The organism is Bremerella sp. P1 (genome assembly GCF_028748185.1).
Lineage (GTDB): Bacteria > Planctomycetota > Planctomycetia > Pirellulales > Pirellulaceae > Bremerella.
Window position 1 is genome coordinate 4,113,003 of record NZ_CP118164.1, and the last position, 23,539, is coordinate 4,136,541.

Annotated in this window: 16 protein-coding genes; 12 read left to right on the forward strand and 4 right to left on the reverse strand. The window is 57.7% G+C overall.

The window, feature by feature from the left end; all coding sequences use genetic code 11:
• Nucleotides 1-6: 6 nt before the first annotated feature.
• Nucleotides 7-1,641 carry a DUF1549 domain-containing protein gene (locus tag PSR63_RS17300; RefSeq protein WP_274326929.1) on the reverse strand — a complete coding sequence of 545 codons (1,635 nt, stop codon included), beginning with the start codon at nucleotides 1,639-1,641 and terminating at the stop codon, nucleotides 7-9.
• A 205-nt stretch (nucleotides 1,642-1,846) separates the two neighbouring features.
• On the opposite strand from PSR63_RS17300, the gene PSR63_RS17305 reads away from it, so the two are divergent.
• The 3 genes from PSR63_RS17305 (at nucleotide 1,847) to PSR63_RS17315 (ending at nucleotide 4,916) form a co-directional block, all read left to right on the forward strand.
• Nucleotides 1,847-3,085 (forward strand): DUF4013 domain-containing protein, encoded by a 1,239-nt coding sequence (locus PSR63_RS17305; RefSeq protein WP_274326930.1) that lies wholly within the window; start codon nucleotides 1,847-1,849, stop codon nucleotides 3,083-3,085.
• 100 nt (nucleotides 3,086-3,185) lie between these two features.
• Nucleotides 3,186-4,502 carry a S41 family peptidase gene (locus PSR63_RS17310; protein ID WP_274326931.1) on the forward strand — a complete coding sequence of 439 codons (1,317 nt, stop codon included), beginning with the start codon at nucleotides 3,186-3,188 and terminating at the stop codon, nucleotides 4,500-4,502.
• Nucleotides 4,503-4,787: 285 nt separating this feature from the next.
• Nucleotides 4,788-4,916 (forward strand): hypothetical protein, encoded by a 129-nt coding sequence (locus PSR63_RS17315; protein ID WP_274326932.1) that lies wholly within the window; start codon nucleotides 4,788-4,790, stop codon nucleotides 4,914-4,916.
• A 6-nt stretch (nucleotides 4,917-4,922) separates the two neighbouring features.
• On the opposite strand, the gene PSR63_RS17320 is transcribed toward PSR63_RS17315, so the two are convergent.
• A complete protein-coding gene (locus PSR63_RS17320; RefSeq protein WP_274326933.1) occupies nucleotides 4,923-5,876 on the reverse strand; it encodes a histone deacetylase family protein in 954 nt (317 codons plus the stop codon).
• 212 nt (nucleotides 5,877-6,088) lie between these two features.
• On the opposite strand from PSR63_RS17320, the gene PSR63_RS17325 reads away from it, so the two are divergent.
• The 9 genes from PSR63_RS17325 to PSR63_RS17365 all read left to right on the forward strand — a co-directional run bounded on the left by PSR63_RS17325 (nucleotide 6,089) and on the right by PSR63_RS17365 (nucleotide 20,570).
• Nucleotides 6,089-7,903: a hypothetical protein gene (locus PSR63_RS17325; protein WP_274326934.1), complete on the forward strand. Its 1,815-nt coding sequence runs from the start codon at nucleotides 6,089-6,091 to the stop codon at nucleotides 7,901-7,903.
• A gap of 60 nt (nucleotides 7,904-7,963) precedes the next feature.
• Complete coding sequence (locus tag PSR63_RS17330) at nucleotides 7,964-10,267, forward strand: HEAT repeat domain-containing protein (protein WP_274326935.1); 2,304 nt, start codon at nucleotides 7,964-7,966, stop codon at nucleotides 10,265-10,267.
• A gap of 134 nt (nucleotides 10,268-10,401) precedes the next feature.
• Nucleotides 10,402-12,558, forward strand: a complete 2,157-nt coding sequence (locus PSR63_RS17335; protein ID WP_274326936.1) for a 3-hydroxyacyl-CoA dehydrogenase NAD-binding domain-containing protein — start codon at nucleotides 10,402-10,404, stop codon at nucleotides 12,556-12,558.
• Between the two features lie 30 nt (nucleotides 12,559-12,588).
• Nucleotides 12,589-13,749, forward strand: coding sequence for an acetyl-CoA C-acyltransferase FadA (fadA, locus tag PSR63_RS17340; RefSeq protein ID WP_274326937.1), 1,161 nt, complete (start codon nucleotides 12,589-12,591; stop codon nucleotides 13,747-13,749).
• A 20-nt stretch (nucleotides 13,750-13,769) separates the two neighbouring features.
• Nucleotides 13,770-15,482, forward strand: a complete 1,713-nt coding sequence (locus PSR63_RS17345; RefSeq protein ID WP_274326938.1) for an AMP-dependent synthetase/ligase — start codon at nucleotides 13,770-13,772, stop codon at nucleotides 15,480-15,482.
• Nucleotides 15,483-15,635: 153 nt separating this feature from the next.
• Nucleotides 15,636-17,570: an acyl-CoA dehydrogenase family protein gene (locus PSR63_RS17350; protein WP_274326940.1), complete on the forward strand. Its 1,935-nt coding sequence runs from the start codon at nucleotides 15,636-15,638 to the stop codon at nucleotides 17,568-17,570.
• A 36-nt stretch (nucleotides 17,571-17,606) separates the two neighbouring features.
• Nucleotides 17,607-18,293, forward strand: a complete 687-nt coding sequence (ispD, locus tag PSR63_RS17355) for a 2-C-methyl-D-erythritol 4-phosphate cytidylyltransferase (RefSeq protein WP_274326941.1) — start codon at nucleotides 17,607-17,609, stop codon at nucleotides 18,291-18,293.
• A 108-nt stretch (nucleotides 18,294-18,401) separates the two neighbouring features.
• Nucleotides 18,402-19,691 (forward strand): tyrosine--tRNA ligase, encoded by a 1,290-nt coding sequence (gene tyrS / locus PSR63_RS17360; protein ID WP_274326942.1) that lies wholly within the window; start codon nucleotides 18,402-18,404, stop codon nucleotides 19,689-19,691.
• A 144-nt stretch (nucleotides 19,692-19,835) separates the two neighbouring features.
• Complete coding sequence (locus PSR63_RS17365; protein WP_274326943.1) at nucleotides 19,836-20,570, forward strand: hypothetical protein; 735 nt, start codon at nucleotides 19,836-19,838, stop codon at nucleotides 20,568-20,570.
• Here the strand turns inward: PSR63_RS17365 and PSR63_RS17370 are convergent.
• Entirely contained in the window at nucleotides 20,546-20,890 is a 345-nt protein-coding gene (locus PSR63_RS17370) for a DNA polymerase ligase N-terminal domain-containing protein (protein ID WP_274326944.1), read from the reverse strand. The genes PSR63_RS17365 and PSR63_RS17370 overlap by 25 nt on opposite strands.
• Before the next feature lie 4 nt (nucleotides 20,891-20,894).
• Complete coding sequence (locus tag PSR63_RS17375; RefSeq protein WP_274326945.1) at nucleotides 20,895-23,399, reverse strand: hypothetical protein; 2,505 nt, start codon at nucleotides 23,397-23,399, stop codon at nucleotides 20,895-20,897.
• Nucleotides 23,400-23,539 lie beyond the last annotated feature (140 nt).

A 23,539-nucleotide genomic window follows, 5' to 3' on the forward strand; every position in this document is an offset into this window, starting at 1 on the left:
CGTTTCCTAGTGATTCCAGGCGAACTCGGTGCAGTTCATCAAAGCCCAGTAGATGTCTTCATAGTCTTGGGTGCGGTTCGATTTCACTTCGTCGTTTTCCAGCTTGCTGACAAAGTGCTCCAACTCTTGGGGAGTTGGACGTCGCGTCAGTACGCACAGGAAAGCCGTTTCCACACCGGTCTCGTTGTCGGGAGACAGCTGCGAAATGCGAGTGGCGGCGTTGCGGACAAAATTGTTGCGAGTCCGCTCAGTGACCAGATTGCCGTTCATCATGAGTAGACGCTGCGGGATCGTTCCACCGTCCATGCTGAACTCGTCTTCGCCAGCATCCCCGTACCGTTTGAGGAATTCGTTCGTTTCGCCAAAGGTAACCAATCGCGTAAGAACGTGGCTCTCGGCATTGAGTGTGCTCAAGGAGGAAGCCTGGTTGATACTGCCGATGACCTGCTCAGGTCGTAGTCGCGTCACTGGGTACGAAGCCCAGGTACGTTCGTGCTCGGCGGTAATTTCATGCTCGGCACGGCTATCACGCTGGAAAGCCTCGGTCGACGCGATCAGGCGAATTAATCGCTTCAGGTCAAAGTTGTGTTGAATGAAGTCGTCGACCAGCGGATCGAGCCCGGCGGGGTAGTTTCCTTGCTCGAAGCTTCCCTTGAGCGGGATGTTGTCGACCGGCTCGACGAGTGGTCGACCGGTCATCACTGCCCAGACACGGTTCACGATCGCCCGGGCAAACGGTTTGTTCTCAGGATGTGTGACCCAGCCTGCCAGGCGATCACGTAGCGTTCCGCCCGATTCGTCGAGCAGATGCTGATTGAACGGCACCTGGGCCGGAACGGTCGTTTCTTCCTCGGCATGCAGATACTTGTACTCGTACGGTTTCCCTTTCCTGTCCATGATGCCGACAAACGAGTTCTGGGCTTCACTGAAGAATGATGCTAACTCGTGGAAGTCGGTTTGCTTCAGATCGCCACCGAGGTTGTCGTCGTGGCACTGCACGCAGTCGATGCGGGTCGCCAGAAAAGCACGGGTCACGCGACCGGCCAACATCGCGACATCCGGTTCCTTGGTGCCATCTTGATCGACGGTCGCGGTAATAAAGTTGACCGCGGGGTGATCGGTCCAGAGGCCTGATTCGGCAATCAGGTCCTGCGTCAATTCGTTATAGGGGCGATTGGCCATCAGCTGATCGCTGAGCCAGGTGACAAAACGCCGCTTGCGGAAGATCAGGAAGGGGCCATTCTCGGTGCCGACATAGGCTCGCGAAAGGCGTTCGGCCATGTAGTCGCCATAGCGGCGATCTTCCAGCAGATGGTTGACCCACCATGCCAGGCGGTCTTCTGCCGGGCGATTCTCGAGTAGGCGGATTTCTTCCAGCGAAGGAATCGAGCCCGTCAGACCCAGCGAGATACGCCGGGCGATCGTAAGATCGTCGGCCTTCGGCGCTGGCTCAAGCTCTTGGGATTGCCAGGTTTCCCGAAACTGAGCATCGACCGCCTCTTTCGCCGTCTGGAAGTCATCCGAGACAACGACAACCGGTTCGTCGAGTGCTTCGACCTTAGGCGGCGCTAGCAGCCAGTTGGCCAGAGAGGCCAAGACGACGGTGGCCAGGGCGATAAAGGCAATATTCTTGAGCCACATAGGGAGACTCGCTCTGAGACTCTCGAGATTAGAAAAGAAACGGCTTAGTACCTATTCTTACCGGGTCTGGGCAATATTTGTTTCCTGTTGTCGAGAAATCTTTCTGTTTTCACAGAAATCTCAAAACCAAGACGGCATCGCGTTAGGTAGAACAGACATAAGGAATTACGCTGATTCCCGTCTCATCGATTCCTGGATCTCCCCGATGTCTGTGGTCAATTCAACTTGGCATGACGAAGAGCTTGTTCCTACCGAGGAACTGGTTGCCCCGGTTGTCGATTCGCGCGATGAGCCTGCCAGCGAAATCCCGGCCGAGGCCGCCCAGCCGCCGCAGAAAAACATCGTCTGGCGCATTGGCTATGGGCTGATGAGTGCCTGGGAGTGGTGCTTTGGCGTCGTTTCGATGATCGTGATTCTCGCCTTTCTCGCGACCGTGCCCATTTTGAACCTGATGAGCCTGGGTTATCTGCTGGAAGTAAGCGGACGAATTGCCCGGACCGGCAAGTTCACACAAGGGTTTGTCGGTATTCGCAAAGCGGCCCGTATCGGGAGCATCGTCGCTGGTGCCTGGTTAATGTTTCTGCCGCTGCGGCTTTTATCGGATGCCTGGCAAAGCGCTTGGCTGATTGATCCGCAGAGCGCTCAAACACGAAATCTGTGGGTGATTACGATGGTCGCGACGGTCGCCGTCAGCCTGCATGTCGCTTGGGCATGCTACCGCGGTGGGCGGCTGCGACACTTTCTTTGGCCAGCTCCGATCAGGTTCTTCAAAACGATCTTTCACGGCGGCATGTATTCCCAGGCTCGGGAAGGAACGCTTGCTTTTATCAAAGAACTTCATCTCTGGCACTATTTCTCGATGGGTGCCCGGGGATTCGTGGGCACCCTGATCTGGCTGTTGGTGCCGGTGCTGTGGATGATCGGTGCTCGCCAGATCAACGAGCCTGGACCTGCATTCCTGGTGAGCTTGCCAGGCATGATCCTTTTTGCATTTGTGCTGCTTTACTTGCCATTTCTGCAAGCTCGTTTCGCGGCCGAGAACCGCTTCAAGGCATTGTTTGAAGTGCGTGCCATTCGCCAGTTGTTCCGTCAGGCACCGCTGGCATGGTGGTTGGCCTTGTTTATTACCTTGCTGTTTGCGCTGCCGCTGTACTTGCTGAAGATTGAAATGATCGATCGCGAGATTGCCTGGCTGCCGAGCTTGTTCTTTGTGATTTTCATTTTCCCGGCGCGGATGCTTTCAGGCTGGGCGGTTGCCGTGGCTCAGAAACGCGAGAAGCCGGCCCACTTCGTCTGGCGCTGGATGAGTCGTCTGGCGGCGATCCCGGTGGTGGTGTCGTACATCTTCTTTATGTACTTGTTTCTGTACATCTCGTGGCGCGGGGCGGATAGCCTTTTAGAGCAGCATGCGTTTCTGGTTCCTGTACCATTCTTAGGGGCTTAGCTTTTCCCCTCTAGGATGTTGGCACTAGGACCGTCCCCGGCAAAGGGGTACGATAGAACCATCGGTTTATCTCTCTCCCGCTCTTAGGTTGAAGTGTTCCATGCCGCGTGGAAACCTGATCGTGATTTGCGTCGCCTTTGTGGTGGCGATGATTTGTTACCAGTCAGCGGCGCAATCTCGTTATGCGTTGATGTTTCAGCAGGGGATGCGGACGATCTCGGACTTCTATGTGCGTCCGGTTGAGAACGAGGATCTTTTCAACGCCGCCATGGAAGGGCTAACCGCCCCTTTAGATCAGAACTCGGTCTATATCGCGCCGCCACGCTATTCCAACTTTCGCCGCGAGCTTGGTCAGGAATTTGGTGGGATCGGCGTGCATGTCGATTTCGATGAAGAAACCCGCGAGATGGTGATCATTACGCCGCTTGCGGGTGCTCCTGCCTACGAGGCCGGAATTCAGGCCGGAGATATCGTCCTGGCGATTGATGGTGTCGACTTAAACGGCGAAGATTTTGACAAGTCACTGGAACGTCTGCACGGGGAGACCGGCACCCCGGTCACACTGACCGTGCGGCATATTGGCCAGGAAGACCCCGTCGATATCACGATGACCCGGGCCAACATCATGGTCGAGTCAGTCATGGGGGATACACATGGAGAAGGGGGGAAGTGGGATTTCCATCTCGCAAGCAACCCCAAGATTGGCTACATCCGTGTCGACTCGTTTGGCGATCGAACGGCCGAAGACTTCGAGTTTGCCCTGGAGCAAATTGACGAAGAAGCGGAAGGTTTGATCATCGATATGCGGGGCAACGCCGGTGGCTACCTGACGGCGGCCATCCAGATGGTCGACATGTTCATCGATCAAGGGGACATCGTCACGACACGTACGCGGAACAATCGCATTCGCGACGTCTACGAGGCTTCGTCCGGTGGAACGATCGTCCCCAGTGATCTCCCGGTTGTGGTGATGGTGAATCGGTTCAGTGCCAGCGCCAGCGAGATTTTCGCAGCCGCGCTGCAGGATCACGGGCGAGCAACGGTCGTCGGAGAACGTTCGTTTGGCAAAGGAACGGTGCAAAGTATTTTCCCGCTCGATGGAGATCGTCGCGCTATGAAGATCACGACGGCCACCTACTGGCGACCCAACGGAAGCAATATTCATCGTTTTCCCGATTCCAAGGAAGAAGACGATTGGGGCGTAACTCCTGACGAGGGGGGGGAAATGGAGCTGGACGACGAGACGTTGACGAAAGTCATCAAGGCGAGGCGTTTACACGACGTCGACCGGACCAACTTCTCGAATCCGGACGAGGCCAACGAGCGAGAAATTTCGGATGAAGAGAAGGAGCTTCTCGACTTTGAAGATCCTCAGTTGCAACTGGCCATTGAATTGATCGAAGAAGCGAAAAAGTAAGCCTTTGGTACGTTTTGCAAAAGCGATTTGCAATTTCTTCCATCGACCTGAGCGGCTGCTCCGAAGGCACAAACAGGGCAGTTTGTGCCGGCACCTAGCGAACATCCAGAAACACGCATATCAGCGACTTGAGACTTTTTCGGATGTCTTTTCGGGAATTTGGCACTACGGTTGCTAAATAGAGCGACTAGTCTCCCCCTGGTCTCCTCCGGTTAGTTGAAAGACGCATCGATGGTTTGCAACGTCAACCACTTTCAGTGGCCCCAATCCAATTCTAACGACCCCATGGATTTGGATGCTTTCTCGCGGCCGCTGCCTCCGAATCCACACCCAGACACACCCTACGTAGTCGTTCTGCTCAAGATGCTGAGCGTGGCCGATGAAGTCTCCGATGGAGACGAGTTCGAGCTCTAGAAAACACTAAGAAGCATTCTCCACCGATGCCTTGGCCAGTTCACGAAGATGCACTTCAATCGAGTCGGCCAGGCGTGGCGGGTTATATCCACCTTCCAGCATGCTGACGATGCGTCCCTCGCACCATGTGTTGGCGATTTGCTGGACAATATTGGTCAGCGTGGCGAAGTCTTCGGTTTCGAGGCCCAAGTCACCGACCGGATCGTCCTTGTGCGCATCGAAGCCGGCGCTGATCATCACCAGGTCTGGTTGAATACGCTCGGCAAACTCTTGCAATTGATACTCAAAGGTAGTGAGCGTAGCCATGCGATCGGTTCCGTACGGGACCGGTAGGTTCCAGGTCGTACCTTTTCCCGGGCCTTCTCCCACGGCATCTCGATCACCAGAGCCTGGGTAGAACGGATAGCGATGCATGGAAAAGAACGCCACGTTCTCGTCACGCCAAAAGATGTCTTGGGTTCCATTCCCGTGATGAACGTCCCAGTCGACGATCAAGACCTTGGGGACGTCCAGCTCTTTGACCGCCAAGGCGGCCGCGATGGCGATGTTGTTCATCAGGCAGAAGCCCATCGCCTTGTCGGTTGTGGCGTGGTGCCCCGGCGGTCGGATCATGCAAAACGCGTTGGAAGCATCCCCCTGAACCACCTTCCGCGTCGCATCAATTGCGGCACCGGCAGCGAGTAGCGCTACCTTGTAAGAGTCGTGTGAAACGACCGTATCGGCATCAAGTTCTCCCCCTCCGTTTTCGGCCAGTTCGCGGGTTCGGGCGATCATATCGCGGTCGTGAACCATCAAAACCTGTTCGAGCGTGGCTGCCTCAAACGTAGGAAGGGTCCATTTTTCCCAGATTTTTTTGTCGCGAAGCTGCGTCGTGCACGTCGTCAGGCGCAACGGACATTCCGGATGTTTGCCCGTTTGGTGCTGAAGACAACGATCGTGGTAATAAAGCAGGCTGGTCATCGCCGAGGTTGGCTCTTTTGGGGGGATAGTGCGAATTCGTTGACACAAAATCGGGCGAGCAACTATTCTTAACCTAACCGATGTCAGAGGGTATGATTAGATTACTCGTCGATTGGGGAAAAGTACTCCCTTAGATCCCTCGCTCATCTCATCGAAGCTCTATCTCAGTTTGTCTGAGGTGGGAAGACTCTTACTCATAGGAACATCGTGGCATGAAACGAGTTGCTGTCTCGACCCTGGTACTCGCCATCATGGCCTGCTGTGCGCAGACCAGCTGGGCTCAGTACAACGAGATTCCGGTTACCGCCACCGACATCGATCCCGATTCGCGTGATACGCAAACTCGCATCCGTTTCGGTCAGGCTCAAGCTGCCGTTCGCGAATACCTCAGCGGTAAGACGATGGACGAGCAAGGCCGGGCACTCATTCGCAAATTCTTCCGCGATGCCTACCTCAAGAGTTGGACTCGCAAAGAGAATTGGACGCAGGCTGGTGCGAAGCGCCAAGAGTTCTTGCGTGCCTATTACGGCCCACTCTACTCCGAGCCAACTTCTCGAGCCATGGTGAACGAGATCATGGTCGAGTTTATGCGCGAATACATCAAGCCGAATTATCATCCTGTGCTTCGATACAACGCAATTTTGCTGCTGGGCGACCTCCGCGCACGGGAAATGGATAACATTAACCAGACACCTGAGGTTCCTTACGCTCCGGCGACCGCTATTCTGCTTTCCGCGTTGGAAGATCCGAATCAAAGCGACGCCGTGAAGGTGGGTGCCTGGATTGGTTTGATGGAGCAGTGCCAGCTTTATGGGGTGAACCTCGGAGCAATGGCCGGTGCTGAGAAGACCAAGGTGATGGACCTGGTCGTCAAAACATTGACCGAGAAGGCACCGCCGGAAGGTCGCGGAGCCGATGCCCATACCTGGATGCGAAAACGCGCGATCGACATCGCACGAAGTATTGGTAACGCTGGCCGTGATGGTGCTTTGGCCAACGCCCTCAACATTATCATTCTCGATGAGAGCTTGCCGATTGAAATGCGATGCAATGCGATCGCAGCCAAGGGCTATCTCACTTTCGACGCTCAAACGGCTGCTAAACTGGACGTCGCCAAAGATTCGGCTCAAATTGGCAAGGTTGCATTGGAAGCCGTTGCGGCAGACGTCGAGTGGTACGACAACGCGATGACGGAGTATTACAAAGCATTGATGGGCCCAGGTGGTTCCGGAATGATGGGAAGTGAATTCGGTCCCGGTGCTCCGATGATGCAGCCGATGGGTCGCCCTACGTCGCGACCTCCATCGGGTCGTTCGACGCGTCCTTCCCGTACGTCGCGCGGTCGCGGTGGCCCAGGTGGTCCTGGCGAGTTTGGTGAATTCGGTGAATTCGGCGACGAGATGGCCGAGCCAGAGATCATTCGCGATCCCCTGGTCGTTCGTATGGAAACCTTGTTCCGTCGTCGCGTGAAGACGCATCTCGACGATTGCAAGCAAGGTTTGATTGGCTCCACAACGCAAGTCCCTGGCGATGGTAGCTCGATCCGCGAAGGTCTCATTCGGTATGCCAAGAACGCGGAAGATCGACAGCTGATCGTCAACCTGTCCAAGTCGATGCTCTCGATGTTGGCAACCGTCGATGACGACGAGCTGTGGGAAGACGATTTGCTGAAGAACTCGAAGACACGTCTCGAGTCGCTGACCGTGTCGGCCCAGAAACTGGCTGCCAAGGCCGCCGTCGACATCGCAGCACCTGATGCGGAAGGTGCCGCCCCGGCTGACGTACCTGGCGGTGCAGCACCGGCCGACGTTCCTGGTGGTGCCGCTCCCGCAGATATTCCAGGTGGCGCACCGGCTGACATTCCAGGAGCAGCTCCTGCTGATATTCCTGGTGCTGGTGCACCTGCAGACGTACCGGGTGCAGCACCGGCCGATGTTCCCGGTGCCGCTCCAGCAGACGTTCCTGGGGCTGCGGCTGCTCCGATGGCCGATGGTCCTGGTGCTCCACCAGCCGATGTGCCCAACTAACGGGGCGTGACGGCTGGAATGCTCTTGTCGTAGCTGCCGCTGCCAGCTAAAAGCAGCGGCATGTTCGTTCATTACCTTCGCAACCATTCGATTCATGCTGCGCTGCTAGCAGCGATCGTTACCATGGCCCTCGCCACGGGACCCGGCTGTCGTAGTGTTGTCGATGGTTCCCGCGATCTGACCGAGTTGGCTTCGACTCCACCGAAAGAGAAGCCTGAGAAGCCCCCCCGTTCTTCTGCGAAACTGCCAGCCGAAACCGATCCCGCCGTGGAAGCGGCTGAAGTGGTGCTTGCCGCGAGTGTCGTGCAAACCTCGGAAACGGCCCTCCGACCTCAGCATGTTCAGTCACGCGGTTGGTATCTCGATCATGGCGTGCCTGTCTACCAGGCCGTCGCTCAACGAAGCACTCGCTGGCGTCACTCCGCGCTCGAGTCGCTGTTAGATCAGCCAGAATCGCCGCAAGCGACCTTGGAAAACGGAACGAAGTCGAACAATCCCGAGATCGCCGCAACCGCGCTGATCGGTTTGGTGCGAGGTGGGTACGCCGTCGAATCCCGACGGTTGGCTGAATTGATCGAGGATCCCGAGGTCGCTTTCACCACCAAAGCAGCGCTCTTGGAAGCTCTCGCGATGACGTCGCCCAAGCAGGCCAAGCCGATCGTGGAGAAGCTCTTCCAAGAGAAGGAAGCAATCATCGGTGTTGCCGAAGCCACGGACGAAGTCGTAGCGTTAGCCCTGGAGCAACAGTTCTGGATCTCCCTGGCGATGGTTCTCCCGGTAGACCAGCAGGCATCCGTACTGATCGACAACTTCTCGCAAGTCGCGCCTCCACTGCAAGGGACGCTGCTCGACCTACTCATGTTTCATCGCTCGACCGAGCCAGACGCAATCACCGAACACTTCGATCAGTTATCGCCTCAGGCCATCCGTCGCCTTGGGCTGTGGGAGCCTTACCTGCGTAGCGTGGCTTCCTTGGAAACGCTCATCGCCCAGACACGATCCCCGGAGTTCGCTTCGCGGGCCAACGCCACCATTGGGCTCGGACGTGACGGCTCGGCCGCGGCTCAGGCCATGCTGAAAGAGATCACCGACAAAGATCCTACCTTGGTTCAAGTTGCCGCGGTGTTTGCCTGGAGCCTGATTCCTGGCCATGAAGAGTGGTCACGATTGTCGGAAGCTTCGTCATGGCGGGTACGCCTGGCGGTTGCCGAGTTAGTGCCGCTGCAGTCGAAGTATCAAGCCGTCTTTGCTCGCCTGAAGGAAGACAATAGTCGCCAGGTACGCGAGGCGATGATTCAACGTTCGCCGGAATTGGTGGCCCAGCAGAAGCGGTCGCCGGAAGTATTGCCGCGAGCAGCGAAGCCCAAAGAGATCCCGACGCTTTCAGCGGAAGAGGTTGTGGCCATTCTCGATCTGATCGAAAAGGCCGAACATGCCTCCGGTGAAACCGAAAGAACCGATGCCCGACGGGCCTTGCTGCTTAAGCCGGAAGCGGTCCTTGCCGCGGTCGATCAGGCCGCCGAGCCCTTGGTCTCGTACAACAATCCTTACTTGTTCGACGTGCTACTGCCCCAGTGCGATCCCGCCTACCGCCATCTTCAAGAGGCGACGTCCGGCGATCCCAAGCTCACGCTTTCCGCACTGCGAAAGTTGGAACAGCAGTCTCGTCAGGCAGACTTGCCGGAACTCGTCGTGTGGCGACTACAATCGCACGTCGAGCAGTTCACGCCGATGACATGGCCGGTGCTGATGGAAGTGATTCGCAGTGACCAACGCGAAGCGGCTCAGCAAATCGTCCGACGTGCTTTAGCACATGACAACCCCCAGGTACGCATTGCTGCCTATCGATACATCGCCGACTTTCCGTTGGAAGACGTTTCTTCGCAGGTCCAAGACGGTCTTCGGCACGAGATGCCCAATGTCCGCGTCGCTGCGATCGAAGCACTTGCCAGCGTGAATGGACCAGCCAGCATCGATGACTTTGTGGGTCGATTGACCGATAGTGATATCGATGTGCAAATGGCCGCGTGCCGAGCGCTCGATGCTCAAGGCGATCCCCGCGGACTCGATCACTTGAGCCGCATGACTTATTCGTCTTCGAAGTCCATTCGTCTGAAAGCGGTACAAGCGATTGCCTCCAGAAAACAGGCAGGCGATATCCCACTTCTTATTCGCGTGATGGATGATGAAACGGCGATCCGCTCGGCCGCACTTGACGGACTGTCCAGTATTGTCCCGAAAGATCAATGGCCCGGGGCGATTTCTGACGCAATTTCTTTAGAAGCGAAGTGCGCTGCCTGGAAAAACTGGTTCGACCGGCAAGCAGGTCAAAGCCAGCGCGAAATCTTGTCGCCCTCAGGCTAACCCTCTCAACCCTGAGGCGGCTTGCGCGTTATAATTCCAGCGTCTGGGAGCACCCCACATGTTGCGCTCCCCAAGATTAGTTACGTGGTCAAGCGAGCCGTTCTTGTTTGGCCCGGGACGAAACGGAACCAGACATGGCCCCTAACTGCAGCATCAAGCTTAGCTTCCCCGAACAGGACATTGCCTGCCTGACGTTCGACCTGCCTGACAAGGGGGCGAACATTCTGAGTCGTCCTGTCATGGAAGAACTCAACGGGCATCTCGACACGCTCGCCGACCGCGACGACATCGTCGGTCTCATTATCGATTCGGCGAAGCCCAGCATCTTCATCGCCGGTGCCGATATCAACGAATTCGCGGCGTCGATGGAAGTCGACGAAACACGAACCTATGAGATGTCCCGCTGGGGACAGGATCTGTTCGGTCGACTGCATGCCTACAAGTGGGTGACTATCGCGGCGATCAATGGAACCTGCGTCGGCGGTGGAACGGAACTCGCGTTGGGTTGTGATCGCCGGATTGTCTCGACTCACGAGAAAACCGAAATCGGCCTGCCTGAGGTGAAGCTTGGCATCTATCCCGGATGGGGTGGTACGGTTCGCTTGTCGCGTCTGATTGGCTTGGGCAATGCCGTCAAAATGATTACCTCCGGCGAAAGTGTCTCGCCAGCGAAGGCCTTGGAACTGGGACTGGCCGACGACATGGTACCGGCCGATCAGATGGTTGCCGCCGCGATTCGGATGATTCGCGAAGAGCAGGAAACCGGTCAGTATCTGAAAGACCGCGCTGAACGCGTCAAGCCGATCTCGATCAACGAAACCGAGCTTGGGTTTCTCGGTGCGACCGCTTCGGCCTACATTCAGCAGCAGACCAAGGGGCAATATCCGGCCCCACTCGCGGCTTTGGAAACACTGCTTGGCGGAGCCATGGTCGATGCCCCATCGGCCCTGGAAGCCGAAGCCCAAGGCATGGCCAAGCTGTTCGGAACACCAGTGAATGCGGCATTGATCAATGTCTTCCTGCTGACCGATCGCAACAAGAAGGATAGCGGCGTCCAGGGGGATGGCCCCAAGCCACGCAAGCTTCAATCGGCCAGTGTCATCGGGGCCGGCATCATGGGAAGTGGCATCGCGGCGGCGAATCTCAAACGAGGCCTGGCCGTCACGCTGAATGACGCCAACCCTGAAGCACTCGAGCGTGGTGCCAGCCTGGTGTTGGATGAAGTATCGTTCGATAAGGAAACTCGCAGCAAGAGCGTCGAGAGAGCGATTCGCTACTCCGGCAAGTTGCACAGCACGACCAGCGGCGACCAGCTGATCGATTCCGACATCATCATCGAAGCGGTCGTTGAGAACCTGGAACTCAAACGCAAGATCTTCGCCGGCCTGGAAGAAAAGCTACCTGCCGAGACGATCCTGGCGAGCAATACCTCGACGCTGCCGATCACCAAGCTGGCCGAGAACCTGAAGCATCCCGAACGCTTTGTGGGGATTCATTTCTTCAATCCGGTCCGCAAGATGAAGCTTGTCGAAGTGATCCGTGGCGAGAAGACCTCCGACGAAACGGCTGCGACGGCCGTTGCCTACGCCAAGGGGCTGGGGAAGTTCCCGATTGTCGTCAACGACGGACCTGGCTTCCTGGTCAACCGGTTGCTCTTCCCGTACATGAACGAAGCGACGCAGTTGCTGCAAGATGGCGTCGACATGAAACGGATCGACAAGGTTGCGGTGAAGTTCGGCATGCCGATGGGGCCGATCGCACTGTACGACATGGTGGGGATCGATACGTCTTTCTACGCCGGGCGAACCATGTATGATGCGTTCCCCGAGCGGACGCTCGTTTCACCCATTCTGCCGGCACTGATCAAGAATGAGCGGCTCGGTACGAAGAAGGGGTACGGGTTCTATAACCACGAAAAGAAGAAGGGCCGTCCTGAGCCAGATCCGATGGCCTTGGAATTGATTGCCCGGTATGTCGACGCACCTGAGCGAGAGATCACCGACGAGGAGATCCAGCATCGCTTGATTCTGCCGATGCTGCTCGAAGCGACCCGGGCCTTGGATGAAGGCATCGTCCGCGACCCGCGTGATGTCGATCTCGGATTGATCTTCGGCATTGGTTTTCCACCGTTCAAGGGAGGCCTGCTGTTCTGGGCCGATACCGTCGGGGCCAAGACATTGGTCGAGTGGCTCGAGCCGCTTCAGGAACTGGGCAATCGTTTCGCGCCCACCGATATGCTTCTGGAGATGGCCAAGCAGGACAGCAAGTTTTATGACCGGACCTCGGACTAAACGCACGAGGAAGTGAGAGAAAGCATCATCATGAATCAGGCGGTAATCATTGACTGTTTGCGAACTCCGATCGGTCGAGCTCACCCCGAGCGTGGCTACTATCGGGACGTCCGCAGCGACGACCTGGCCGTGCACTGCGTCCAGGCCCTGGTCGAGCGAACCGGGATCGATCCCCACGAGATCGAAGATGTCCTGTTTGGCTGCACCCAGCAAACGCTGGAACAAGGCCTGAACGTCGCTCGAATCATTGGGCTGACCTCCGTCTTGCCGGTGACGGCGGCTGGGGCGACCATCAACCGGCTTTGTGGCAGTAGCCTGCAAGCACTCAATCAAGCCGCGCACAGCATCATCGCAGGCGGCGAAGACGTGCAGATCGTGGGTGGCCTGGAACACATGACGCACGTTCCGATGGATCATGCGATCGACGTAAATCCCAAGCTTTACCATCACACGTCCGAAGCGGCTTTGCACATGGGCATTACCGCGGAGTTTCTCGCTCAGACGCAGGGGATCTCACGCAAGGATCAGGACGAGTTTGCCTTGGCCAGCCATCAAAAAGCGATCGCTGCGACCGAAGCTGGCAAGTTCAGCCAAGAGATCATCCCCACGCACGGCCGTACTGAAGATGGTAAACGCCAACTGCTCACCAGCGATCAGTGCATTCGCGACGACACCAGCATGGAAGCCCTGTCGGCCCTGCGTCCCGCTTTCATGCCGGATGGAGGTACGGTCACCGCTGGGAACGCTTCGCCGATCAACGATGGCGCGTGTGCGATGCTCATGATGTCGGACGCGGCTGCCAAGCGGTTAGGGCTGAAGCCAATGGCCAAGGTGGTTGCCACTGCTGTCGCTGGCGTTGAGCCGTCGGTGATGGGAACCGGCCCCATTCCTGCCACACACAAAGTCCTGAAGCGGGCCGGAATGACGCTCGATCAGATCGACCTCATCGAACTGAATGAAGCGTTCGCGGCTCAATCGTTGGCATGCCTTCGCGGGCTCGAGTTGGACGCTGAGAAGGTTAACGTCAACGGCGGGGCGATCGCGATCGGGCATCCACTGGGATGCTCGGGAGCACGCATCAGTACAACGCTGCTGCACGCGATGCACGATCGTGGTGCTCGCTTCGGCCTGGCGACGATGTGTATCGGTGTCGGCCAGGGAATCGCGACCATCTTCGAGCGGATCGACTAACGCCGGCACGGAGATCTCGGATGGATACGGGGGGAGAGATCCAGCGAACCGATTCAATCGCGGCTATCTTTCTAGAGCGAGTCCGCGCCGATCTGAAGTCGCCTGCCCTGTGGACGCGATCCGCGGATTCCCAGTACCAGGCCACCACCTGGGAGCAACTTCTGCTCGAGGTCGCCAGTACGGTGGCGGCGCTTGAGCAACAGGGCGTTACCCACGGCACGCGTGTCGTTCAGCTCAGCGAGAATCGCCGCGAGTGGATCACGCTCGACTTGGCTCTGCTGCTTCTTGGTGCCTGGCATGTGCCGATCAGCACGCACGCGTCTCCCAGTCAGATTCGTCAGATCCTGGATCACTGCGATCCTGCCATCATTGTGGTCGAGTCAACGCTCAAGGACGGATGGATCGCCAAGGATGTCTCCGATTCGGTCATCACCATTGGCTACGATCCAGACGGATCTTCCGACGCACTTTTGATGTCTGAACTTACGGGAGCTTTTCCGACGACGGTCGATCGAGCGTTGGCTGATTTGGAGGACCGTTTGCAGCGGATCAATCCGGATGAGATCTGCTCGCTCGTCTATACCAGCGGCACGACAGGTCCGCCCAAGGGAGTGATGCTGACGCATCGCAATTTGGCCTTCGACGCCATGGCGGTCGTGCACGCCTATGAAGAGAAGCCGGCCGACAAACGGTTGAGCTTTCTGCCGTTTAGCCACTTGTATGCCCGAACGTGCGATGTCTATACCTGGATTGCCCGTGGATCGCAGTTGGCGCTGGCCCATGCGCGCGAGACCATTCTCGCCGACTGCCAGGCGATCAAGCCTACGCTGATTAACGGCGTGCCCTACTTCTATCAGAAGGTGGTCGAAGGCCTGAAAGCGAAAGGTAAGCTCGATGCTCCCGGTACACTGCAAACCGCACTGGGGGGCGAGGTCCGCATGTGTGCCAGTGGCGGTGCGCCTTTGGCCCGCTGGGTGATCGAAGCCTTCGAGAAACAGGGCCTTTCGCTTTTGGAAGGGTACGGCATGACCGAGGCCTCACCGGTGATCTCGGTGTCGACCGAAGCGGCCCACCGCGCCGGGAGTGTCGGCAAGAAGCTGGAAGGCGTTGAAGTTCGTATCTCCGAGCAAGGCGAACTGGAAACCCGCGGTCCGCACGTGATGAGGGGATACTACCAGGACGACCAGGCCACACAGCAAGTGATGGATGGCGACTGGCTACGCACTGGCGACCTTGGCATGATCGACGAGGAAGACTTTTTGTGGATCACCGGTCGGCAGAAAGAAATGCTCGTCCTTTCGACAGGTCGGAAAGTCATTCCGACAGCCTTGGAACTGGCCATCAGCAGTGATCCTTTGGTCGCCCAGGTGATCGTATGTGGCGAAGGTCGCAAGTGCCTGTCGGCCCTGGTCGTGCCGGATCCGGATCAGCTGCGTAAGCGCATCAAAGAGGCCCGGCTGTGGGTGTTCTCCAAGCGACAAGCGTTGCAGCATCCGACCGTCCGAGGATGGTATCGCGACATCCTCGACTGTCATCTGGCCAATCGCGCCGACTACGAACAGGTCGGACCGTTCACGATCCTGGGGCAAGGCTTCACGCCCGCGACCGGTGAAATGACCGCTAAGCTCAGTTTGCGCCGGGATGCCATCGTGAAAAATTACCAGGATACGATCGAGCAAATGTACAAGCCCCAGGAAGTGTCGAGACCTTGGTGGAGGTTGTGGTTGTTGTAATTGCTTGATTTGCAATAGGTTATGGTCAATTCAGTTGGCCCGCGGGGAGCCAGTTGAGCGAAAATAAGGTAGAGTTAGGTAGCCAGGAAGCATTGCTAACGGGGGTGAGTCCCTCGTTATGCGTACACTCGAACCTCGGCAGGAGCAGCAACGATGAGCAGTGACACGACCAATCCACAGCCGCCGGAAACGAAGCCGGAAGAGCAGCAAGAGACTTCGTTCGCCGAAACCGCGCTGAAGCTCGGCGGTAAGAGCGAGGATGAAGCACGTCGTACCGGGGCGATCGATTCGGCCGACGATCAGGTCGAGAAGCTCTTCCAGCCGCAGTATCAAACGGCCAACAGCCCGGCCCATCGCGCGGTGTGGGATCGAGGTATTCCGGTCGAACTGTTTGAAGCCGATCCGGTTGCGACGCCGCCTGAGATTCGCAAGGTGATGGACGACAGCCTGGAGGTCGTGCGCGGCTTCCGTAAGAGCAAGGCCATTACCGACGACAAAGGGAAGATCCGCGACGAAGTCCTTCAGTCGCTAGGCGATGCAGGCTACTGGGGTTTGCTCGTCGACAAGAAATACGGCGGTAGCGGTACGCCCTTTCGCGCGTTTGCACCCTTTCTGACCGAAATGGCCATGGTCGATCCGACCCTCGCAGGCCTGGCTTCGGTGCACGGCTGTATTGGGGCGGTCGATCCTGTCAGTACGTTTGGTAGCGAAGAACAGAAGCAGCGGTATCTCCCCAAGCTGGCCAGCGGCGAGAAGCTCTCGGCGTTCGCACTGACCGAACCGTGTGCTGGTTCCGACCTGACCGCGCTGCGCACACACGCCAAGCTTGATGGCGACAGTTACGTGCTCAACGGCGAGAAGCTCTTCATCACCAACGTGGTGCCTGGCCGAACGATCGGCGTGGTGTGTCTCATCGACGACGTGCCGGCGGTGTTGGTGGTCGATTTGCCTCCCGAAGAGAACGATAACTTTCAACTTCGGAAGTATGGTATCTGGGCCCTCAAGCACACCTACAACCAGGGCATCATCTTCAAGGACTTCCGCGTCCCGAAAGAGAACCTCTTGGTGCCTGGCAAGGGGAATGGTCTGACCATCGCCTATCATGGGCTCAACCTTGGTCGTATCAGCCTGTGCGCCAATGCGGCCGGTACGATGCGCCTGATGATGGCCAGCATGATCCCTTGGGTTCACTTCCGCGAAACGTACGGCGAGCCGATCGCCAAGCGGGAACTGGTGCAGCGCCGCTTGGGTAAGCTGGCCGGGATGATCGTGGCCTCCGATGCACTGGTAGCCTGGTGTAGCACGCTGATCGATGCCGGTTACCGGGGCGAGATGGAATGCATCATCGCCAAGATCTTCGGTAGCGAGTCGCAAAAGGAAGCGGCGATCGAACTGTTCATGAAGACGCACGGTGGACGGTCGTTCCTGCATGGGCACATGTTCGGCGACAACGTCCACGAGTACCTGGCTCCTTGCATCTATGAAGGGGAAGGGGAGATGCTCGGGATGGCGTTCTTCAAATCGCTAGTCAAGAAGCACGGTACGCAGTTCTTCGAGCCGATCGGCAAGGCTCTGCACGAAGCCGGCATCAAGAAGCCCAATCCCTTCAACCCGGCCCATGCCTGGGCGCTCAAGGGGGCATTGGCTCCGTACGCCAGCTGGATGATGAAGGAGTACATGGGCGGCAAGCCGCGTCCGAAGTTCCCGCAGATGCCAGAAGACCTGAAGGCCCACGCTCAGTTCGCTGCCGACCGTCTGCAAGACATGCCGCTGCATATCTCAGGCACCATGCGAAAGCACCAACTGAAGCTGGCCGACCGTCAGTGCCGTATGTCGTATTTGTCGGCAAATGTGCAGGACCTGATGACCATTCTGTGCACGGCGCTGTACGCGGCGAAGCAAGAGAACGAAACGGTTCGCGCCGCGGCCGATATCGCCTGCCGCGACTTGAAGCGGAAGATTCTGCTCACGCGGCCAAGCGATCGCTACTTCCGTCGCGTTTCGGAAGTGGGGGGTATGATCGCCGAAGGAAACTTCCCCGGCGTTGACGTTCCCCCAGACGAAATCATGATGCGGTATGATAAGTAACGCTTTGTTACTTGATTGTCTGGAAGGACCGCATCGGTGATCAAATTCAGTGTCATCCTGCCTGCCGCCGGCCGTAGTACGCGTTTCGGCGGCGGCGAACTGAAAAAGGTATACGTTCCGCTGTTGGGACAGCCGGTCTGGCTGCATAGCGCGAAGCGATTCGCCGCTCGCCCGGATGTGAGCGGCGTCGTGATTGTCATCTCGCAGGATGATGAGTCGTACTTTCGTGAGCAGTTCTCCGATGTCTGTAACGAGTTGGGAATTCAAATCGTTCTGGGAGGAGAAACCCGAACCGATTCGATTGCCAACGGTATCGACGCGTTAGACTCCAGAAGCGAGTTCATCGCCATTCACGATGCGGCCCGGCCTGGGATCGACGATGCGATGATCGATGCCGTGTTCAACTCGGCCGCCGGAAGTGGTGCCGCGATTCTCGCTCTGCCGGTACCTGGCACGCTCAAGCGAGTCTCGATCGAAGGCAAGATCGTCGAAACGGTTCCCCGCGAAGGAGTTTGGGAAGCGCAAACCCCCCAGGTCTTTCGACGCCCCTTGATTCTCGAGGCGTATGACAAGTTCCGCAACGAGCCTGCCACCGACGATGCCAGCCTGGTCGAACGTCTGGGGCACCCCGTCTCAGTCGTTCGCGGCGCGATGAAGAATCTGAAGATCACGACCAAGGACGATCTGGCCGTGGCTGAACGGCTGTTGGCCGACGGAAGTTGAACCTGACAAGCGGTTTCGGTGTCGTCCCGTAGTTCAATGGGGCGATTTTTCTTAGAATGCCGGTTTGAAATTGGCAACAAAACCCTTAACGGTGGCGATCCTGGTCAGATGAACGATATTTTCGCAGAACTCTCGTGGCGTGGTCTCATTAATCAAACAACCGGGGACGACTCGTTCGGTACCTGGCTGAATGAGCAGCCGCGGACCGTCTACGCCGGTTTTGACCCAACCGCCGAGAGTCTGCACGTTGGGCACATGCTGCCGCTGATGCTGCTACGTCGTTTTCAAGCGGCAGGGCACAAACCGATTGCCTTGGTCGGTGGTGCGACCGGGATGATCGGCGACCCGAGCGGTAAGAGCGCCGAACGTAATCTGCTGTCGGTTGAACAACTGCGCGCCAACGTCGAGGCGATCAAAGTCCAAATGGGGCAATTCCTCGACTTCGACGAAGCCGGCAGCGGCGCCGTGCTGGTGAACAACTTCGACTGGATGCAGAGCTTCAGCTACCTCGACTTCCTCCGCGACATCGGGAAGAACTTCCCGGTCAACGTGATGATGGCGAAGGACTCGGTGAAAGGCCGCTTGGAACGCGATGACGCTGGCCTCAGCTACACCGAATTCAGCTACATGCTGCTTCAGGCGTACGACTTCGTGCACCTGTTCGACAAGCATGGCTGTACGCTGCAGATCGGTGGAAGCGATCAGTGGGGCAATATCACCGCTGGGATAGACCTGGGGCGTCGTATGCGATCGGCTCAGCTTTTCGGCATGACCTGTCCGCTGCTGACCAAGAGCGACGGAACCAAGATGGGTAAAACCGAGTCGGGTGCCATTTGGCTTTCGCCAGACCGTACGAGCCCCTACGCGTTCTACCAATACTGGGTCAACGTCGCCGATGAAGATGCCGGTAAGTGCCTACGCTTCTTGACCGAGTTGGATCGAGAAGAGATTGAAGCACTCGATAAAGCTCGTGAAGAGGAGCCGCACAAGCGACAGAGCCAGAAGCGATTGGCCGAGGCGCTGACCGAATTGGTCCATGGGGCCGAAGGGGTTGCGAGTGCGCAGCGTGCCACCGAGATTTTTTTCGGGGGTGAGATCGACAATCTGAGCGACAAGCAACTGACCGAAATCTTCGCGGATGTTACCAGCCAGGAGCTAAGCCGTGACCGATTGACCGCCGACGGTGGGTTGAACATTGTCGATGCGTTGGTCGAATCAGGCCTCTGCAAGAGCAAGGGGGACGCACGCCGAACTATTTCGCAGGGCGGGGCTTACGTGAATAACCGCCGTGTGGAAGAGGTCGAGAAAACCCTGGGAACCGAGGACTTGGCCAGTGAAACGGTCATGGTGCTTCGCAGCGGCAAGAAGAAGTATGCCCTGCTGCGATTCGCCAACTAGTCCTAGCGGTTTGCTAGCTATCCCCCGATTCAAATTGACGACCGCCTGCCAAGTTCCTACTATTCCGGCAGGCGGTTCGCATTTTGGGGTGGGGCATTCTCCCTGACAGCTAGGTCGATCGTGGCGCGGAAGAAAACGTTTTTGGTGTTGTTTGTTGGTGCGGCCGTGCTGATCGCGGCCGTGGCCGGATCGGTGTACAACGCTACTCAGCACGTGCCAGACTTCTACACCGAAGCCCTCTACGTCGAGCCAACCACCGCACATGAGGATGGCGAAGTCCTGGAAGAGCAGGTCTTTGCCTTTTCCAACCAGGTCAAAAAACCCCGGCCATGGTCGCTGCGTCTGACCGACAAACAGATCAACAGCTGGCTGGCCGCTGATTTGAAAGAGAAGTTCCCGGAGCTTCTGCCCGAGCATATCGAAGACCCTCGCATTGCGGTCAAAGGGAAGACGCTTCTGGTCGGGTGCAAATACAACGGGCAATCGCTCCACTCGGTACTGGCCGTCTCACTCGATTGCTATCTCGTGGAAGGGGAACCCAACGTCGTCGGGATTCAGCTTCATAACGTAACCGCCGGGGCACTACCGATCCCGATTGGTCAGCTGCTTTCAGAGATCGATACCTATGCCGGCAAAGCCGATATCCCGATCCGCTGGCAGCAGCGCGATGGAGACCCGGTAGCGTTGGTCACGATCCCAAGCACCGGCAAAGAGATCGACGGCGAGATCCGGATTGATGCCCTTGAGTTCAAAGATGGCGAGATCTTACTTTCCGGCGAAACGATCAAGACCGAGCAGGAACTCAAAGAGGAAGACGCAGCGACGGAACAAGCCCTGCCTGCTGCTTCTGAGGTTCAAGAGTCAGCAGACGAATCCTGAATCTTTAGGGTGAGTTGCCCTACAAGCCGCTTGCCTTGCAACTGAACCGTGATCTGGTCCGCTTGCCGCGTGATCCAACTGAACGTGCCTGAGTCGGCCTGGGTCACTTCTCCGCGGTTGCCGGAGATGGGGCCTTCGTAGTCGAGGTAGATCATCCGATGATCAAAGTCGGCGACCGCTTTTGCCGAGGTATCCACGCTTGGAAAGCTCTCGAGCGTGAAGGTCTTCAAGACATCGCCATCTTCGAGAAGCAGGTCATAATGATCAGGCTTCTCGGCATCGACCGGCGTGATGTGATGAAGGATGGCAAAGCGAGGCATTGCACTAGTATACGGTCGTATCTTCCTGGACCGAAACTCCCTGCGGCGATTGTTGGCTGCGAACTTCAGCCTTGACGATCTTCTTGCCTGGGGTGGCGGTCTGGATATCGACTTGGAAACTGACGGCCTCTCCGGCTCGCAGGAAGCGAAGCGGCTGCACACCCACGGTCAGTCCATCGGGCGACTGCGATACTTGCGGATTCACAGGGCCACTCAGTTTCAAAAATCGCATGCCCTCGCCTAGCCGCAGCATGATCTGCACGTTCTCGTCGTCGACGTTGCGGGAATTCTTGACGGTCAGGTAGTAGCGAACATTCTGTCCGGCTGGGATGCCGTCTTGCAGTTCGGTGAGGGTTACTTCCAACTGGCCAGTTACCGGCTGGGCAGCACCGCCGCCCCCATTCTGTCCGACGGCCGGTGGAGGCTCGGCTGCCGGCTGGCTCGATGGTGTGACCGACGTACACGTCTGGGCGTTCTGCGTGAGCCCTTCATCCGTGCGGGCCGAGATCCGATTGCAGGCCTGACCGACTGGACGATTGGCCTGGCACTGCACTTCCAGGATCGCTTGTTGATTGGGCAGGATGCGTGGGAACGTCCAGATGACCTTGTTCTGTTCGTCGCGGGCCGGATCGGTTCGTCCCGTGATTTGGAACTCGGGATCGATCAGCTCTTCGACTACGACATTGGTCAGTGGCGTGGCACCCGTATTGGTAAGCACCGCACGGAACAGGATCGGCTGACCCACTTCGCGGCTGGCCGGGGCTCGCAGTTCCAGCGTGAAGGTTGGTTCCGGTGGTGGTGGATTGACCGAGACGCAGGCCGTGGATGACTTCCCTTGCACCCCGTCGGCCGAGACCGTCAGGCGGTGACAGAAGCGTCCTGGGGTCTGGGTTTGGAAGTTCAAGCGAATCTTCTTGGCCTGACCGATGCCCAGCGTTCCCAGATCGTTAAAGATCGGGCTCTGCTGATTCGGATAGAGCAAGCCATCGTCGAAGACATCTTCCAGCTTCAAGTTCGTCAGCGGTCGATCGCCCGTGTTTTGGATCGTCACTTCGTACACGACCGGGTCGCCGACCGTGACGGCTTCCGGGCCGGTCATTTCCAAGTGGATGGCGTCGACCGAGATCTGCGTGCTCGTGCAGTCTTCGCTTCGCAGTCCTGGCTCGGCGGTGGCAACTACGCAGTTCTCGATCGTGCCGGACTGCTGAACCCGGGTCGTGAGCGAGATCTGACGGAAGCCGCGGGCCTCCAAGTCACCGATCGACCATTCCAGGCGGTTACCCATTTGCTGGGCCGCAGGAACACTCGATTCGTAAGACAGGCCAGGCGGAAGGATGACGCTGACCAGCGTGTTACGGGCTGCGACATCGCCGCCGTTCTGGACGTTGATATTGTAAACCGCTTGAGCGTTGAATTCGGCAACCTGAGGACCGGTCATGTCGACCGCCAATTGCGGAGCACTCCAGGTCACCGTCGTCACGCCTGAGCCGAGCATGAGGTTCTCGGCGTTACTCTCGGGATCCAAGTTAGGTTGGATGATCGTGACACGAACCTGGGCCGTTCCGGCCTGATTGGAGAGCGGTGCCAATTCGACCGTGGCGAAACCGTTGGCATCGCTACGCGTTTCGATCGGAGCCCCTTGTTCGGCAGGTCGTCCATTGACCAGGAACGCCGAGGCAGGACCGTCGAGGACTTCGTATTGGACCTTCCAACCTTCGACCGGCTGGCGATTGGTTTGTCGCAGCACGGTGGTCGTTAGAACGGCCTTGTCACCTGCTGGGACAACCACCGGGGCAGGGAACTGCCACTGGGCATCGACCCAATAGATGGTTGCCGTTTGCTGGCGAGCAGGCCAGTTCTCGAAAGTTGGGGCCAATGCCGTGACACGGCTCACACCGGGAGCGGCGGAACTGATCGACATCCAGGTTTGGCCTTTCAATACGCGAACATCGTCACCGGGAAGTTCTGTGCCGCGATCGATCGTTTTATTGCAAAGCAGAGTGCTGCTGGTAGCAAAGTCAGGGCCTTGCACGCCGTAGTCTCGACTGGAGACCAGGTCGAACATATTGGAATCCCTGCCCACTTCGGTGATATAGCCGACGCTTTCACGCGAAAGGATCCAGTTGACCGGTCGGCCGGCTTCGTGCAAGTGCTTCTTACGGTTCAGGCCGGCCACCAGGACGACCTCGGTGCCGACCGGAGCCACCACACGCGATGGGGAAAGCTGCAAGGCTTCGGTATCGACAACGCCCTTGGGCGGAGCAGGAAGGGGAGTCAGCGGCGTGACGCCTGAGGCAGGGCAGGGGGAAAGGGGAGCCGGCTGCTGGAAGGCTGGCTGCTGATTGAAGCAGCCGAGGTTGCAGTCGACTGGAGTGGTGTCGCGGGCGAAGATCCGCTGTCCGGTAGGATCGATGCGAGGGACGCGAAGCGGCGCGCACCCTGAGCTGACGATCGCAAGGCAGAGCGTCGTAAGGAGCAACATTCGCTTCGTGCTAGTTGACCAACGCATGACTGTTTCCAAAACTCGGACGTGGAGTTCCCGACGTAGCTTGCCCAGAATGACAAGCCGTGAAAACTTAGCACGCGGTTAGGCAACATGCGGCTTTTTTTCATCATGCGATGTTGAGAAAAAACAACGCGACCCGTGCG

Coding starts and splice junctions, on each gene's coding strand:
- PSR63_RS17305 (WP_274326930.1), top strand. CDS start 1,847: ATGTCTGTGGTCAATTCAACTTGGCATGACGAAGAGCTTGTTCCTACC.
- tyrS (WP_274326942.1), top strand. CDS start 18,402: ATGAACGATATTTTCGCAGAACTCTCGTGGCGTGGTCTCATTAATCAA.
- PSR63_RS17375 (WP_274326945.1), bottom strand. CDS start 23,399: ATGCGTTGGTCAACTAGCACGAAGCGAATGTTGCTCCTTACGACGCTC.
- PSR63_RS17330 (WP_274326935.1), top strand. CDS start 7,964: ATGTTCGTTCATTACCTTCGCAACCATTCGATTCATGCTGCGCTGCTA.
- PSR63_RS17370 (WP_274326944.1), bottom strand. CDS start 20,890: ATGCCTCGCTTTGCCATCCTTCATCACATCACGCCGGTCGATGCCGAG.
- PSR63_RS17350 (WP_274326940.1), top strand. CDS start 15,636: ATGAGCAGTGACACGACCAATCCACAGCCGCCGGAAACGAAGCCGGAA.
- PSR63_RS17325 (WP_274326934.1), top strand. CDS start 6,089: ATGAAACGAGTTGCTGTCTCGACCCTGGTACTCGCCATCATGGCCTGC.
- fadA (WP_274326937.1), top strand. CDS start 12,589: ATGAATCAGGCGGTAATCATTGACTGTTTGCGAACTCCGATCGGTCGA.
- PSR63_RS17320 (WP_274326933.1), bottom strand. CDS start 5,876: ATGACCAGCCTGCTTTATTACCACGATCGTTGTCTTCAGCACCAAACG.
- PSR63_RS17345 (WP_274326938.1), top strand. CDS start 13,770: ATGGATACGGGGGGAGAGATCCAGCGAACCGATTCAATCGCGGCTATC.
- PSR63_RS17315 (WP_274326932.1), top strand. CDS start 4,788: ATGGATTTGGATGCTTTCTCGCGGCCGCTGCCTCCGAATCCACACCCA.
- PSR63_RS17335 (WP_274326936.1), top strand. CDS start 10,402: ATGGCCCCTAACTGCAGCATCAAGCTTAGCTTCCCCGAACAGGACATT.
- PSR63_RS17300 (WP_274326929.1), bottom strand. CDS start 1,641: ATGTGGCTCAAGAATATTGCCTTTATCGCCCTGGCCACCGTCGTCTTG.
- PSR63_RS17310 (WP_274326931.1), top strand. CDS start 3,186: ATGCCGCGTGGAAACCTGATCGTGATTTGCGTCGCCTTTGTGGTGGCG.